17 protein-coding genes are annotated in these 13,460 nt (G+C 66.8%); 12 read left to right on the top strand and 5 right to left on the bottom strand.

What is annotated here, in order from left to right:
- Window positions 1-65: 65 nt before the first annotated feature.
- Together ACFWPX_RS05315 and ACFWPX_RS05310 are read right to left on the bottom strand one after the other, a co-directional pair.
- Entirely contained in the window at window positions 66-236 is a 171-nt protein-coding gene (locus ACFWPX_RS05315; RefSeq protein WP_378919400.1) for a hypothetical protein, read from the bottom strand.
- A gap of 26 nt (window positions 237-262) precedes the next feature.
- Window positions 263-466, bottom strand: a complete 204-nt coding sequence (locus ACFWPX_RS05310; RefSeq protein ID WP_378926312.1) for a hypothetical protein — start codon at window positions 464-466, stop codon at window positions 263-265.
- An 87-nt stretch (window positions 467-553) separates the two neighbouring features.
- On the opposite strand from ACFWPX_RS05310, the gene ACFWPX_RS05305 reads away from it, so the two are divergent.
- The gene (locus tag ACFWPX_RS05305; RefSeq protein WP_378926311.1) at window positions 554-1,135 is read left to right on the top strand and encodes a TetR/AcrR family transcriptional regulator; all 582 of its coding nucleotides are present in this window, start codon (window positions 554-556) and stop codon (window positions 1,133-1,135) included.
- A gap of 74 nt (window positions 1,136-1,209) precedes the next feature.
- Here the strand turns inward: ACFWPX_RS05305 and ACFWPX_RS05300 are convergent, their stop codons facing one another.
- Window positions 1,210-1,830 carry an alpha/beta fold hydrolase gene (locus ACFWPX_RS05300; RefSeq protein ID WP_378926310.1) on the bottom strand — a complete coding sequence of 207 codons (621 nt, stop codon included), beginning with the start codon at window positions 1,828-1,830 and terminating at the stop codon, window positions 1,210-1,212.
- An 82-nt stretch (window positions 1,831-1,912) separates the two neighbouring features.
- Between ACFWPX_RS05300 and ACFWPX_RS05295 the strand changes: the two genes are divergently transcribed.
- The 9 genes from ACFWPX_RS05295 to ACFWPX_RS05255 all read left to right on the top strand — a co-directional run bounded on the left by ACFWPX_RS05295 (window position 1,913) and on the right by ACFWPX_RS05255 (window position 10,810).
- Entirely contained in the window at window positions 1,913-2,698 is a 786-nt protein-coding gene (locus tag ACFWPX_RS05295; protein WP_378919406.1) for a helix-turn-helix domain-containing protein, read from the top strand.
- Between the two features lie 251 nt (window positions 2,699-2,949).
- Window positions 2,950-4,161 (top strand): transcriptional regulator, encoded by a 1,212-nt coding sequence (locus tag ACFWPX_RS05290; protein ID WP_378926309.1) that lies wholly within the window; start codon window positions 2,950-2,952, stop codon window positions 4,159-4,161.
- An 87-nt stretch (window positions 4,162-4,248) separates the two neighbouring features.
- On the top strand, window positions 4,249-5,766 hold the full coding sequence (adh, locus tag ACFWPX_RS05285) for an aldehyde dehydrogenase (protein WP_378926307.1): 1,518 nt from the start codon (window positions 4,249-4,251) through the stop codon (window positions 5,764-5,766).
- Window positions 5,766-6,143: a DUF779 domain-containing protein gene (locus ACFWPX_RS05280; protein ID WP_378919412.1), complete on the top strand. Its 378-nt coding sequence runs from the start codon at window positions 5,766-5,768 to the stop codon at window positions 6,141-6,143. Before adh ends, ACFWPX_RS05280 begins: the two co-directional genes overlap by 1 nt.
- Window positions 6,144-6,305: 162 nt before the next feature.
- Window positions 6,306-7,733, top strand: a complete 1,428-nt coding sequence (gene eat, locus ACFWPX_RS05275) for an ethanolamine permease (protein ID WP_378926306.1) — start codon at window positions 6,306-6,308, stop codon at window positions 7,731-7,733.
- 31 nt (window positions 7,734-7,764) lie between these two features.
- Window positions 7,765-9,177, top strand: a complete 1,413-nt coding sequence (locus ACFWPX_RS05270) for an ethanolamine ammonia-lyase subunit EutB (RefSeq protein ID WP_378926305.1) — start codon at window positions 7,765-7,767, stop codon at window positions 9,175-9,177.
- A gap of 58 nt (window positions 9,178-9,235) precedes the next feature.
- Entirely contained in the window at window positions 9,236-10,072 is an 837-nt protein-coding gene (eutC, locus tag ACFWPX_RS05265; protein ID WP_378926303.1) for an ethanolamine ammonia-lyase subunit EutC, read from the top strand.
- A gap of 75 nt (window positions 10,073-10,147) precedes the next feature.
- Window positions 10,148-10,546 carry an NUDIX domain-containing protein gene (locus ACFWPX_RS05260; protein WP_378636247.1) on the top strand — a complete coding sequence of 133 codons (399 nt, stop codon included), beginning with the start codon at window positions 10,148-10,150 and terminating at the stop codon, window positions 10,544-10,546.
- Window positions 10,547-10,636: 90 nt separating this feature from the next.
- Entirely contained in the window at window positions 10,637-10,810 is a 174-nt protein-coding gene (locus ACFWPX_RS05255) for a hypothetical protein (protein WP_378919422.1), read from the top strand.
- 60 nt (window positions 10,811-10,870) lie between these two features.
- Here ACFWPX_RS05255 and ACFWPX_RS05250 read toward each other — a convergent pair whose 3' ends face one another.
- Both ACFWPX_RS05250 and mca read right to left on the bottom strand, forming a co-directional pair.
- Window positions 10,871-11,116, bottom strand: a complete 246-nt coding sequence (locus ACFWPX_RS05250; RefSeq protein WP_378919586.1) for a hypothetical protein — start codon at window positions 11,114-11,116, stop codon at window positions 10,871-10,873.
- Complete coding sequence (gene mca, locus ACFWPX_RS05245) at window positions 11,116-11,982, bottom strand: mycothiol conjugate amidase Mca (RefSeq protein WP_378919424.1); 867 nt, start codon at window positions 11,980-11,982, stop codon at window positions 11,116-11,118. The genes ACFWPX_RS05250 and mca overlap by 1 nt, the downstream gene beginning before the upstream one ends.
- 120 nt (window positions 11,983-12,102) lie before the next feature.
- Here mca and ACFWPX_RS05240 point away from each other — a divergent pair, with 120 nt between their 5' ends.
- Together ACFWPX_RS05240 and greA are read left to right on the top strand one after the other, a co-directional pair.
- A complete protein-coding gene (locus ACFWPX_RS05240) occupies window positions 12,103-12,561 on the top strand; it encodes a DUF4307 domain-containing protein (RefSeq protein ID WP_378926302.1) in 459 nt (152 codons plus the stop codon).
- Window positions 12,562-12,800: 239 nt separating this feature from the next.
- The gene (greA, locus tag ACFWPX_RS05235; RefSeq protein ID WP_056813695.1) at window positions 12,801-13,292 is read left to right on the top strand and encodes a transcription elongation factor GreA; all 492 of its coding nucleotides are present in this window, start codon (window positions 12,801-12,803) and stop codon (window positions 13,290-13,292) included.
- Window positions 13,293-13,460 lie beyond the last annotated feature (168 nt).

Raw genomic sequence — 13,460 nt, 5'->3', positions numbered from 1 at the left:
CGAGTTCGACGAATGCCACAGGGCGGCAACCACACTCGCTATTTGCCGATACGCGACTTCGACCTCTACGCCGATTGGCTGTTGATGAAACACCACGCGGCGAGCAGCGGGTGGCCCTCGCACAGTGATGGCATAGGCGGTCCGATCGGGCGGACCTCGGCCATCGCGGTGCCGCCACCAGCCAGGGTCGCGGCACCGATCATGGCGCCGACGACGATCGCACGGAAGACATGCATGGGAACTCCTCGAAAAGTTGAGCTCGTCAGAATGAGCAGTCGGCCGGCCGACCTGCCCAGCCGCCCTTCAGGAAAACGAGGACGGCACAGAACACGTCCGCCGACGAGGAACCCACCGGAGCGGGGGCCGATGTCGTAGCGACAGGTGCGGCAACAGATTCCGCGGCGGCCGCACCTGCTGGTGCGACGAGCCCTGCGAGCACAGCGGCAACAACGACAAGCTTCTTCATCACGTGTCCTGTTCTGTAGTTGTGGATGGCGGGACGAAGTTTGACATATTTGACCGATCGGTCGCAATAGACCTAGCATCATGAAATATGGCGCGCACCAAGGAATTCGACCCCGATGTCGCCCTGGATCGCGCTTTGGACCTGTTCTGGCAGCGCGGCTACGAGACGACGTCGATCGCGGATCTGGTCGAGCATCTCGGCATCGCCAGGGCCAGCATGTTCGCGACCTTCGGCTGCAAACACGAGCTCTTCATGAAGGCGCTGCAACGTCACCTCGAGCTCGTCGACGCGCGGATCACCGCGGAACTGGCCCGCCCCGGCCCGGCGCTACCCGCGGTCAAGGGCCTGATCGACCGGTTCGTGAACGAGTCGTGCGCGGAGAACAGATTCCTCGGCTGCCTGGTCACCACCGCCGCGGTCGAACTGGCCGCCCGCGACCCCGACGTCGCCCGGCTGGTCGAATCCAGCTGGGCGCGTACCGAAACCGCACTGGCCTCCGCCCTGTCGCGCGCCCACGCCCAGGACGAACTGCCCCCCGACGCCGACCCGCGCGCCCTTGCCCGCTTCCTACTGGTCTTCTTCCAGGGAATCTGGGTCCTCGAACGCACCCCCAACGCCGCCACCCGCCTGCGCGACGCGGGCCGAGTAGCCGTGTCGATCCTGAGCTGAGCACTCCTACGGTCTGATCGGCGCCGCATCTATACAAGACCGAACGATCTAGAATTTGCCGCATTCCCGCATGATCAGAGCAGGAGACGAGCCAATTCGGCGGGGCCCGACATCATGACCATGTGCCCGCCATCCATTTCGACCGGCTCGATCCCCAGCCTGGAGGCTACGAGTCCACGCATGAAGTCGGCGGGGAAGAACCGGTCGTCGCGCAGCAAGATGAACCGGGTCGGCACCTCGGGCCAAGACGCCAGCGGCCATGCGGACTCCATCGGGGTTTCGGACTGGCCGCACTCGTATTTCTCCGCCTCGGCCCGCTGCGCGGGAGTGAGCTGGTTGTAGAACACGTCGTCATCACCCGAGGTCGCATGCCCGGTGTTGGCCCACCAGTCGCCCGGCGCCTCGCCAGGCGCCGGAATCATCGCCGATACCAACACCATTCGCTCCACCGGTACCCGATCGCACACGAGCGGCGCGGTGAACCCCCCGAACGAGTGCGCCACCACAACCACATCCCGTCGCTCGCCGATCGCCTCGACCACCGCGTCGGCGTATTCCCCCAACCCGGCGCTGTCGTCCTCGCTCGGCAACGACACGGGGATCGCGTCATGGCCGAGCCCGCGCAGCTCGTCTGCCACCTGCCCCCAATAACCCGCATCGCACCCGGCTCCCGGGATCAGCATGAATGTGCTCATGCACCTTGATAGCAAGGCCCACCGACAACAGTGAGCGTTGCTGTTGCGGCGCACCCGGCGACACGTCGATACCCTGGTGAGGGTGAGCATCGATACCCGTTCGGAGATCCGCGGATCGGTGCGGACGCCGATCGCGTGGGTCCGGCCGGGGCACATCGGGTACATCGGGCCGGATCTGCTGCCCGACACGCATTCGCCGCCGGTCGCGATGCTCACCGTGGGGCTGGACGGGCCGCTGATCGTGCACACCTCCCGCGGTCCGATTCGCACCGGCAGCTCCTTCGCGCCTGCCCGCACCGCGCACCGCGTCGTTGCCACGCAGGGGTGGATTCTGGTGCTGTTCATCGACCCGTCGAGTGCGCCAGCGACCATGATTGCCGACGAGATGACCGCTGCAGCAGGCACTTTCGGCCTGAGCCATCGCCGCGAGCGCGAACTCGTCGAGCTGGGCCGCGAACCCGTCGCCGACCCGGATCTCCTCTACAGCCGCGCCATCGCGGGCCCGAACCTCGGCACCGACGCACGCATCTCCAGGCTCGCAGCCGCGATCCGCGACCAGCCCGCCAACGCCCTGCGCGCCGACCAGATCGCCGCGAACCTAGGCCTGTCCACCGGCCACTTCCTGCACCTGTTCACCCAGCACTGCGGCACCACCTTCCGCGGCTACCAACGCTGGAATCGCATGGTCTGCGCGGTGAGCAGCGCCGTCAACGGCCACGACCTCACCCGCTCCGCCCTCGACGCAGGCTTCGCCACCCCCTCACACTTCAGCGAATCCTTCCGCGCCATGATCGGCCTGCCCGCCACCACAATGCTCCGATCCGGCATCCACTTCGACCTCGGAACCCGCATCGTCCAGCCCGGCTGAGCGTCATGGCCGCGACAGCTTCAGCGGCTCGATAGAAGCTCGGGGGCTAGGTACGGATCCACCCGCGGCAACGCTCGATGGCGGGCGACCAGTTCACGCTGGCTGATCTGCCTCATTCCAACAATGTAGTCCCGGTCACCGCCTCGCCGTTGCGGCAGTATGGGCTGGCGAAACCGCTGCTCAGCGGGCGGTGCTGAGGCATGATGAAATGTGGAATCCTTGCCCGGTTCGTCTAGTTAGGAAGACCCGAGATGGTGCAGCTCACGCTTTCCGCGCAGCGGGCTGCGCTGGAGCGGGAATGGGCCATGTGGGTGCCAGGTGGGGTGGGGGTTTCGGGGGCGGGGAGTTCGGGGGTGCGGACCGAGGTGGCGCAGTCCTGGACGCGGTCGTTGCGGACGGTGGATCCGGGGCGCGATCACGCGCCGGTCAGTGAGACCGATATCGGGCCACGGTGGGCGGAGTCGCCGTTGCGGGGGCCGGTTACCGAGCTGAAAGAGCAGTTGCACAGTGTGGCCGATGACGCGGGGTACGTCGCGGCGGTCACCGATGCTTCGGGAACGATTCTGTGGACCTATGGCGGGCCCGTCATGCGCAGGCGGGCCGAGCAGGTGAACTTCGCGCCCGGTGGCCGGTGGGACGAGGCGCACATGGGGACCAACGCGTTGTCCTTGGCATTGCGCACCGACCAACCGCACACCGTGTTCTCGGCCGAACATCTGGTGGCGGCACTGCACGGCTGGGTCTGTTATTGCGCGCCGATTCGCGCCGCCGACGGGACATTGCTCGGGGTGCTCGACCTGTCGACCACCTGGAAGCGCTCGCATCCGCTGGCCATGGCCACCGTGCGCACCATGACCAGCGCCATCGAATCGAAATTGCACGCCGCCGTGCCCGCGCCCGCCGGGATGCGGCTGACCAGCCTCGGTACCGGCAGATTGATGCGGGACGGTCAGCAGATCCGGTTGCGGCCACGCCACCTCGAGATCCTGACCCTGCTCGCCCTCGACGACGACGGCTACAGCCACGAACGCCTGCACTACGCCGTCTACGGCGATCGCGCGGTCGGCGCGAGCACGCTGAAATCGGAGATGTCGTACCTGCGCCGCGCCACCGGCGGCGACATCACCAGCCGCGTCTACCGCTTCACCACTCCCCTGTCCTGCGACGCCGTCGACGTGCTGCGCGCCATCGAGCGAGGCGATCTCGACACCGCCGTTCGCCTGTATCACGGTCCGCTGCTTCCTGATTCGGATACGCCGGGCATCAGCGAATGGCGCGACTACCTCGAAGTCGCCATGCGCAACGCGGTACTGAACAGCCCGGACGCGAATCACGCACTGGCATACGGCGATCGCGCCCCCGACGACATCGCCGTCCACGAACACGCACTCGCCCTGCTCCCCGCCCGCGACGCACGTCGCGCGGTGGCCGCGGCACGCTTGCACAGCGCCCTTCGCGCCTGATCGGTCCGGCTTCAACGTTTCATCAACCCTCAGCGGGGATAGTGATGGGCGTCACGCTTCACCGGAATCAGCGAGGAGCCACCGCACATGATCTACGCCAAGCCGGGCACCGAGGGCAGCATCGTCAGCTACGCGCCGCGATACGACAATTTCATCGACGGCAAGTGGATTCCGCCGGTAGAAGGCCGCTATTTCGAGAACACCTCCCCGGTCGACGGGCAGCCGTTCTGCGAGATCGCCCGCTCGAGCGCCGCCGATGTGGAACTGGCGCTCGACGCCGCCCACCGCGCGGCGCCTGCCTGGGGTGAGACCTCGGCCGCCGAGCGCGCCAACATCCTCAACAAGATCGCCGACCGGATCGAGGCCAACCTCGAGGCCCTCGCCGTGGCCGAAACCTGGGACAACGGCAAGCCGGTCCGCGAAACCCTGGCCGCCGACCTCCCCCTCGCGGTCGACCACTTCCGCTACTTCGCCGGGGTGCTGCGCGCGCAGGAAGGCGGCATCAGCGAGGTCGACAAGGACACCATCGCCTACCACTTCCACGAGCCGCTCGGCGTTGTCGCACAGATCATTCCGTGGAACTTCCCGATCCTGATGGCCACCTGGAAGCTGGCTCCCGCCCTCGCCGCGGGCAACGCGGTGGTGCTCAAGCCCGCCGAGCAGACCCCGGCCTCGATCATGAAGGTCGTCGAACTCGTCGCGGATCTGCTCCCGCCGGGAGTTCTCAACGTGGTCAACGGTTTCGGTGTCGAAGCCGGTAAGCCGCTGGCCTCCAGCCCGCGCGTGGCGAAGGTCGCGTTCACCGGTGAGACCACCACCGGCAGGCTGATCATGCAGTACGCGAGCGAGAACATCATCCCGGTCACCCTCGAGCTGGGCGGCAAGAGCCCCAACATCTTCCTGGCCGATGTGATGGCCGCCGACGACGACTACCTGGACAAGGCGATCGAGGGGTTCGTCATGTTCGCCCTCAACCAGGGCGAAGTGTGCACCTGTCCGTCACGCGCGCTGATCGCCTCGTCGATCTACGACGAGTTCATGGCCCGCTGTATCGAGCGCACCAAGGCCATCATCAGCGGCAATCCCCTCGATGAAGCGACCATGATCGGCGCCCAGGCCAGCAACGATCAGTTCGAGAAGATCCTGTCCTACATCGATATCGGCAAGAAGGAAGGCGCCGAGGTACTCACCGGTGGCGCGGTCCGCAGTGTCGACGGGCTGGCCGAGGGCTACTACATCGAGCCGACGATCTTCAAGGGCAGCAACGACATGCGCGTGTTCCAGGAGGAGATCTTCGGCCCCGTCGTCGCGGTCACCACCTTCGACTCCACCGAGGAGGCGCTGTCGATCGCCAACGACACCCTCTACGGCCTCGGTGCCGGCGTGTGGACACGCGATATGAACACCGCCTACCGCCTCGGCCGGGGCATCAAGGCCGGTCGGGTGTGGACCAACTGCTACCACGCCTACCCCGCGCACGCGGCGTTCGGCGGCTACAAGAAGTCCGGCATCGGGCGCGAGAACCACAAGATGATGCTCGATCACTACCAGCAGACCAAGAACATCCTGGTCAGCTACTCGGCGACGAAGCTCGGCTTCTTCTGATGGTGCAGCGCGTCGACCTCACCGAACAGGCGGCGGCGCTGCTGCGGGACTTGACCGGGCAGCACGGCCCGGTCATGTTCCACCAGTCCGGTGGTTGCTGCGACGGCAGTTCGCCGATGTGTTACCCGCGTGGGGAATTCCGCGTCGGCGGTTCGGATGTGCTGCTCGGGTACCTGCCCGGCGACACCCCGTTCTGGATGAGTGCCGACCAGTTCGAATACTGGAAACACACCCACCTCACCGTCGACGTGGTGCCGGGCCGCGGCGGCGGGTTCTCCCTCGAGGCTCCCGAAGGCGTGCGGTTCCTGATCCGCTCACGTCTGTTCACCGACGAGGAAGCGGCCGCGCTGGAGTCGGCGCCGCCGCCAACCGGGTGATCTGAAACACCCGTAATCAGTTCGTTTCCGCAGGTCAGCGGTGCTCGATACGCACCGCTGACCTGACGGATCCACGCGCGTAACAGTCGTCAACCATTCTTCAACCCTCGACGATCACCGTTGCCTGGCGAACGCGCATTGCTTGTTGATGAGGAGCTCCACGTGAGTACAGAAACCAGCCCCGCCACCGGCGAGGGCGTACCGGTCGACGACTATCTCGCCAAACGCACCCTGCGCAAGGGCTCGGCGGGCTGGGTGCTGCTCGCCGGCCTCGGCGTGAGTTACGTGATCTCCGGCGACTTCTCCGGCTGGAACTTCGGTCTCGCCGAAGGCGGTTTCGGTGGTCTGCTGATCGCCACCGTCGTGATCGCCGCGATGTATCTGGCCATGGTGCTCGGCATGGCCGAGATGTCCTCGGCGTTGCCAGCGGCGGGCGGCGGCTACACCTTCGCCCGGCGCGCGCTCGGACCATGGGGCGGATTCGCCACCGGCACAGCCATTCTCATCGAGTACGCGATCGCGCCCGCCGCCATCGCCACCTTTATCGGCGCCTATGTGGAATCGCTGAACCTGTTCGGGATCACCGACGGCTGGTGGGTGTATCTGGCGGTATACGCACTGTTCATCGGCATCCACCTGGCCGGTGCGGGCGAGGCGCTCAAGGCGATGTTCGTGATCACCGCCATCGCGCTGGTCGGGCTGGCGATCTTCGCGGTGGCGGCACTCGGCAGGTTCGACGTGGCCAACCTGACCGATATCGCGGCCGATCCCGCGGCGACCGGATCGTCGTCGTTCCTGCCGTTCGGATACATGGGTATCTGGGCCGCCATCCCGTTCGCGATCTGGTTCTTCCTGGCGGTGGAAGGCGTGCCGCTGGCCGCCGAGGAAGCCAGCGAGCCGGAGAAGAACGTGCCGAAGGGCATCATCGTCGCGATGCTGCTGCTGGTCGTCACCGGCGCGGTGGTGCTGTTCCTGGTCACCGGCGCACTCGGCGCCCAGGACGCGTCGGCCTCGGGTAACCCCCTGGTGGAGGCGCTGGGCGACAGCTCGGCAGCCAAGGTGGTCAACTACATCGGCTTGGCCGGTCTGGTCGCCAGCTTCTTCTCCATCGTCTACGCCTACTCCCGGCAGACCTTCGCCCTCTCGCGCGCCGGCTACCTGCCGACCAGCCTGTCGGTCACCAACTCCCGCAAGGCACCGGTGCTGGCGCTGATCGTGCCCGGCGTCATCGGCTTCGCCCTCTCGCTCACCGGCGAGGGCGCGATGCTGCTGAACATGGCCGTGTTCGGCGCGGCGCTGAGCTACGTGCTGATGATGGTGAGCCACATCGTGCTCCGCGTGCGCGAGCCTGCAATGCCGCGTCCGTACCGCACACCCGGCGGCATTGTCACCACGGCGTTCGCCCTGGTCATCGCGGCCATCGCGGTGGCCGCCACCTTCCTCGTCGACCCGGAGGCCGCACTGTGGACCCTCGGTGTGTTCGTCGCCTTCATGGCCTACTTCGGGCTCTACAGTCGCAAACACCTGGTCGCCAAGTCGCCGGATGAGGAGTTCGCGGCGATCGCCGAGGCGGAATCCGAACTCGGATAACTGCGAACGCTTCGAAAGGAGACGACAGCCGATGACCTTGTACCGCAGCACAATCGGTGTCACGACCTACAGTTTCGACGGTCTGATCGACCTGATGGCGAAGGCCACGCCCCTGCGCAGCGGCGACGAACTCGCCGGATGCGCGGCCGCCACCGATGCCGAGCGCGCCGCGGCGCAGTGGGCGTTGGCGGAGTTGCCGCTGACCACATTCCTCAACGAGGTCCTTGTGCCTTACGAAACCGACGAGGTCACCCGGCTGATCATCGACAGTCACGACCGGGTGGCCTTCGGGCCGATCGCGCAGCTGACGGTCGGCGGGCTGCGGGATTGGCTGCTCGCGGTCGCCGCCACCGAGGATTCAGCGGCGACGCTGTCCGCGGTGTCGCCGGGGCTGACGCCGGAGATGGTCGCCGCGGTCAGCAAGATCATGCGCAATCAGGACCTGATCGCGGTGGCCAAGGCGGCCGAGGTGACCGCGGGATTCCGCACCACCATCGGCCTGCCCGGCCGGTTGAGCACGCGATTGCAGCCCAACCATCCCACCGATGATCCGCGCGGGATCGCCGCCGCCACCTTGGACGGGCTGCTGCTCGGCTGTGGCGATGCGGTGATCGGGATCAACCCCGCCACCGATTCACCGCAGGCCACCTCGGATCTGCTGCATCTGCTCGACGAGGTGCGATCGCGCTTCGATATCCCGACCCAGTCGTGCGTGCTCTCCCACGTCACCACGACCATCGGGCTGATCGAGGCCGGGGCGCCGGTGGACCTGGTGTTCCAGTCCGTGGCGGGTACCGAGGGCGCGAATACCGGCTTCGGCGTGAACATCTCGCTGTTGCGGGAGGGGAACGAGGCGGGGCGATCGCTGCGGCGCGGCACCGTGGGCGACAACGTGATGTACCTCGAAACCGGGCAGGGGTCGGCGCTGAGCGCCAATGCCCATCTGGGCGTCGGTGATCGGCCGGTGGACCAGCAGACCCTGGAAGCTCGCGCGTATGCCGTGGCCAGGGATCTACAACCGCTCCTGGTGAACACGGTCGTCGGCTTCATCGGGCCGGAGTACCTCTACGACGGGAAGCAGATCATCCGCGCCGGACTCGAGGACCACTTCTGCGGCAAACTGCTCGGCCTGCCGATGGGTGTGGATGTCTGCTACACCAACCACGCCGAGGCCGACCAGGACGACATGGACACCCTGCTCACGCTGCTGGGTGCGGCCGGTTGCGCCTTCGTCATCGCGGTTCCCGGCGCCGACGACGTGATGCTCGGCTACCAGAGCCTCAGCTTCCACGACGCCCTCTATGCCCGCCAGGTCCTGAACCTGCGCCCCGCACCGGAATTCGAGGCCTGGCTGTCAGGCCTCGGCATGCTCGACGCGAACGGCCGTGTGCGACAGGTGGAACCGCTGTCCTCACCCTTGCGAGCCCTGACAGCCACTCGATGAGCGCACCGCGTCAGCCGAACGAGCCGCTCACGAACATCGACGCAGAACGGAACCGCCTGTGACCCCACCTGTTCCGGCCCCACCGGTGGCCGCTGGGCACGAGACGCAATCGCCTGTCGCCGAGGACTTCTGGCGAGATCTTCGGGGTAGTACGCAAGCCAGAATCGGGCTCGGCCGCACGGGCGACGCGTTGCCGACGACCGACGTCCTAGCCTTGCGCGCCGCACATGCCGCGGCCCGTGACGCCGTGCACCTTCCTCTCGACGTCGCGACCTTGACCGAACACATCGCCGCACTCGGCCTCGGCACTCCGGTCTCCGTAGCCAGCAGGGCAGCCGATCGCGCCGAGTACCTGCGCCGCCCCGATCTCGGCCGAGTGCCCGACGATCTCACCCCCGTCACCGCTACCGACGCGGACATCGGCTTCGTTCTCGCCGACGGGCTGTCCCCCTTGGCACTGTCCGAGCACGCCCCCGATCTGCTCGCCGCCCTGGCAACCGAACTCGGCGACCGCTACACCATGGCCCCACCGGTGATCGCCACCCAGGCCAGAGTGGCGCTGGGTGACCACATCGCCGAAGCCATGGGCGTGCGCACTGTTCTGGTATTGATCGGCGAGCGTCCCGGCCTCTCGGTCGCCGACAGCCTCGGCATCTACCTGACCCACCTACCGCGCCCCGGCCGCGCGGACGCCGAACGCAACTGCATCTCCAACATCCACCCACCAGACGGCCTCGCCTACGCCGACGCCGCCCGCGTGGTGGCAGGTCTGATCGCGGGGGCCCGCGCACTCGGCCGCTCGGGAGTCGACCTCAAAGACACCTCGCGTACCGACTCGCTGACCGCAGCCGAAACGCTGACCGTCGACGCGCCGACGCAGGCACCGACTCGCTGAGCTGACCCAGACACCAGCGTGACGCGGAGCACGTTCGGCATGAGACGGGGCCTATCGCTCCCTAGAGTGATCCCCATGATCCGCACCGCCGCCCTCGCCCATGTCCGCGACCGCAGGCTGATTCAGACGCGTCCCGAAGGCAAGGATGTCTTCTACATGGCGGGCGGCAAGATCGACCCCGGCGAGACCCCTTTACAGGCGCTACATCGCGAGATCGAGGAAGAACTCGGCGTCGGACTGGCCGGTGTCGCCGAGTTCGGCGTCTTCGAAGCCGAAGCCTTCGGACACCGCCGCAACACCGGTCTGCACATGACCTGTTTCCGTGCCGAACTCACCGGAGAACCCCACGCCACCGGCGAAATCGCCGAATTCCGCTACTTCACCGTGAGTGAATACGCCGCGATGGAGCACGTCGCACCCGGTTCGATGATGGTGTTCCGGCGCCTGCACGAACTCGACCTCATCGACTGGTAGCGCGAACGGCCTCGATTGGATATCGGCCGAAACGAACCTTCGAACGGCGACGATCCCATAGCTGTGAACATCCCCATATCCACCGCGCCGATGACAGTGTCGGAGCGCAGCGCAGCGCTACGCCGACTCGTCGCACTGTTCGGCCTGATGAACACGATGATCGAGTTGAATGCCAGCGGGGCGCCGCGGTCGGTGGCCGAGCACGCCGCCACCGCGCGCGACCTGGTCGGCGAACTCGTCGCCGACCTGGCCGCGGCGCGCTAGGCGTACCTCCGCATTCGCTCCGGCCATGCGCGGCTGAGGACCGCTGCGCGCCTGTGCCGCCTACGTACTCTGCTTCGGTTCCGAATCCTCGACCGTGATCACACCGGGCTCGGTACCGTCGTCGGCCTTCTGATCCGGTTCCGGATGCTCGGGTTCGAACGTTTCGGGCAGACCCTTGAGGTGCTTGTTCATCGAGCGGACCAGCAGCACCGTGCCTGCCAGCAGGATCAGGATGACCAGCAGGCCGAGGGGTGAGGCCTTGCCGAATTCGGGGCCCGTCGGTTGCTGTGCGAGGTAGGCCAACATCACCGGTCGTTGTCCTCGATGCCGGCGAACAGGTCGGTCTCCGGGATGGCGGTGGACACGCGCGTCTTGGCCAATTCGAACTCCTCGGTCGGCCAGAGCCGCTGCTGCATCTCCAACGGGATCGCGAAGAACGCGCCGTTGGGATCGATCTGGGTCGCGTGGGCGCGCAGGGCGTCGTCACGCTGGGGGAAGTATTTCGAGCATTCGATCTGGGTGGTGACCCGGCCCATGATGTCGCCGCGCGCCGCCTGGTACTGCTTCATCCGGTCCAGCCACTCCTGCAGCGGGAACGGTTCGCCGATGCGCTCGTACTCCTCGGCGAAGGCCTCGAGGCGCTTCATGCTGAAACCGTGGTCGTAGTAGAGCTTGAGCGGCGTCCACGGCTCGCCCGCCGCGGGGAACTTCGTCGGATCGCCCGCGGCCTCGTAGGCGGCCATCGACACCTCGTGGCAGCGGATGTGGTCCGGGTGGGGGTAGCCACCGTTCTCGTCGTAGGTGGTGATCACCTGCGGCTTGAACTCGCGGATCACGCGCACCAGCGCCTCGGTGGACTCCTCGAGCGGCACCAGCGCGAAGCAGCCCTCCGGCAGCGGCGGCAGCGGGTCGCCCTCTGGCAGGCCCGAGTCGACGAATCCCAGCCAGTGCTGGCGCACGCCGAGCGCGTGGGCGGCCGCGGCCATCTCCTCGCGCCGCACTTCGTTGATCCGGTCGAGCACACCGGGGGTGTCCATGGCCGGGTTCAGGATGCTGCCGCGCTCGCCACCGGTCAACGTCACGACGAGCACCTCGACGCCCTCCGCGGCGTACCTTGCGGTCGTCGCGGCGCCCTTGCTCGATTCGTCGTCGGGGTGGGCGTGCACTGCCATGAGGCGAAGGCCACTCACTTCTCGTTCACCGTCGCTCTCGCTCGCGGGTGTCAGATGTCGTTACCTATAGTTCCATCCGACCCCCCGTTTGTTCCGACCACCCCCGGGAGCGCGAAACCGATGACCGAGCCCGCACCGGACTCCGCCGCGACCTCGGCCGCCGCAGCAGCGCGACACGCCGACCGATACGGCACAAAACCACCTGCGCGTCGCCTGTGGGTGATGGTTTTGCTCGGTGTCGGCGTCGTTGTCGCCGGTTTCGCCGTGGCCTATCTCGGCTTCCAGAAATATGGTCCGAAGGCGGTCGAAACCGAGCAGCTCGGCTATGTGGTCGTCGACGATGCCACCCTGGAGGTGCGGATCAAGGTCACCCGTGACGACCCACAGCAGGCCGTGGTCTGCTTCGTGCGGGCGATGGATCGCGACAGCGCCGAAGTGGGACGGCGCGAAGTACTGGTCCCCGGTTCGGACTCGACCAGCGTGCAGGTGAGCACTACGGTCAAGACATCGGCACGCGCTTCGGCGGGCGATATTTATGGTTGCAGCGACCAGATTCCTGGGTATCTGCGCACCGAATAGCCTGCCTGACTAGCCTGACCTGCATTTTTATGAGACATGCTAAAATGGGTTGATACACGGTTCCGGGGTTCGGAGCCGTGTTTGCTGCATTGGCGGCCAGCGGTGCTGTTTGCGGGTATCGGGTTCACCCCCAGGATCGCTCCAGCCGTCGGGCTGGTGCATGCCCTCCTCCGGGAGGAATCGCACTGGTTTCTCAGGAATCCCGGTGCGCCGGGAACAACTACTAGGGAGTGATCGAGATGACCGAGAATGTGACCTGGCTTACCCAGGAGTCGCACGACAGGCTCAAGGGCGAGTTGGACTCGCTCATTGCCAATCGTCCGGTCATTGCCGCCGAGATCAACGAGCGCCGCGAAGAGGGCGACCTCAAGGAGAACGGTGGCTACCACGCCGCGCGTGAAGAGCAGGGTCAGCAGGAGGCGCGTATCCGCCAGCTGCAGGAACTGCTGAACAACGCCAAGGTCGGCGTCGCCCCCACCAAATCCGGCGTGGCGCTGCCGGGCTCGGTCGTCACGGTCTACTACGACGGCGACGAAGGCGATACCGAGACCTTCCTCATCGCGACCCGCGAAGAGGGACTCGGCGCCACCGGCCTCGAGGCCTACTCGCCGAACTCGCCGCTGGGCGGCGCGCTCATCGACGCCAAGGTGGGCGAGACCCGCGAGTACACACTCCCCAACGGCAACACCATGAAGGTGACGCTGGTCAGCGCGGAGCCGTACCACAGCTGAGCCCGCTGAACCCGTAGGTCCAGAACCCGAACGCAAGCGGGCGCCCCCCCCCGCCCGGGGGGGGCGCCCGCGCGGGGCGCGCCGCACGGTGGCGCCGTGGTTGTCCTTGAGCTCGAAGTCCGGGGCCTTGGTTCCGACCTCGATCGCCATCTCTCGCATCCCTTCGTT

This window comes from Nocardia sp. NPDC058518 (assembly GCF_042719655.1).
Classification (GTDB): Bacteria; Actinomycetota; Actinomycetes; order Mycobacteriales; family Mycobacteriaceae; genus Nocardia.
The sequence above is the reverse complement of the archived record's forward strand: the minus strand, read 5'-3'. Positions and strand labels throughout refer to the sequence as shown.

Coding starts and splice junctions, on each gene's coding strand:
- ACFWPX_RS05315 (WP_378919400.1), bottom strand. CDS start 236: ATGCATGTCTTCCGTGCGATCGTCGTCGGCGCCATGATCGGTGCCGCG.
- ACFWPX_RS05310 (WP_378926312.1), bottom strand. CDS start 466: ATGAAGAAGCTTGTCGTTGTTGCCGCTGTGCTCGCAGGGCTCGTCGCA.
- ACFWPX_RS05305 (WP_378926311.1), top strand. CDS start 554: ATGGCGCGCACCAAGGAATTCGACCCCGATGTCGCCCTGGATCGCGCT.
- ACFWPX_RS05300 (WP_378926310.1), bottom strand. CDS start 1,830: ATGAGCACATTCATGCTGATCCCGGGAGCCGGGTGCGATGCGGGTTAT.
- ACFWPX_RS05290 (WP_378926309.1), top strand. CDS start 2,950: ATGGTGCAGCTCACGCTTTCCGCGCAGCGGGCTGCGCTGGAGCGGGAA.
- adh (WP_378926307.1), top strand. CDS start 4,249: ATGATCTACGCCAAGCCGGGCACCGAGGGCAGCATCGTCAGCTACGCG.
- ACFWPX_RS05280 (WP_378919412.1), top strand. CDS start 5,766: ATGGTGCAGCGCGTCGACCTCACCGAACAGGCGGCGGCGCTGCTGCGG.
- ACFWPX_RS05270 (WP_378926305.1), top strand. CDS start 7,765: ATGACCTTGTACCGCAGCACAATCGGTGTCACGACCTACAGTTTCGAC.
- ACFWPX_RS05260 (WP_378636247.1), top strand. CDS start 10,148: ATGATCCGCACCGCCGCCCTCGCCCATGTCCGCGACCGCAGGCTGATT.
- ACFWPX_RS05255 (WP_378919422.1), top strand. CDS start 10,637: ATGACAGTGTCGGAGCGCAGCGCAGCGCTACGCCGACTCGTCGCACTG.
- ACFWPX_RS05250 (WP_378919586.1), bottom strand. CDS start 11,116: ATGTTGGCCTACCTCGCACAGCAACCGACGGGCCCCGAATTCGGCAAG.
- mca (WP_378919424.1), bottom strand. CDS start 11,982: ATGGCAGTGCACGCCCACCCCGACGACGAATCGAGCAAGGGCGCCGCG.
- ACFWPX_RS05240 (WP_378926302.1), top strand. CDS start 12,103: ATGACCGAGCCCGCACCGGACTCCGCCGCGACCTCGGCCGCCGCAGCA.
- greA (WP_056813695.1), top strand. CDS start 12,801: ATGACCGAGAATGTGACCTGGCTTACCCAGGAGTCGCACGACAGGCTC.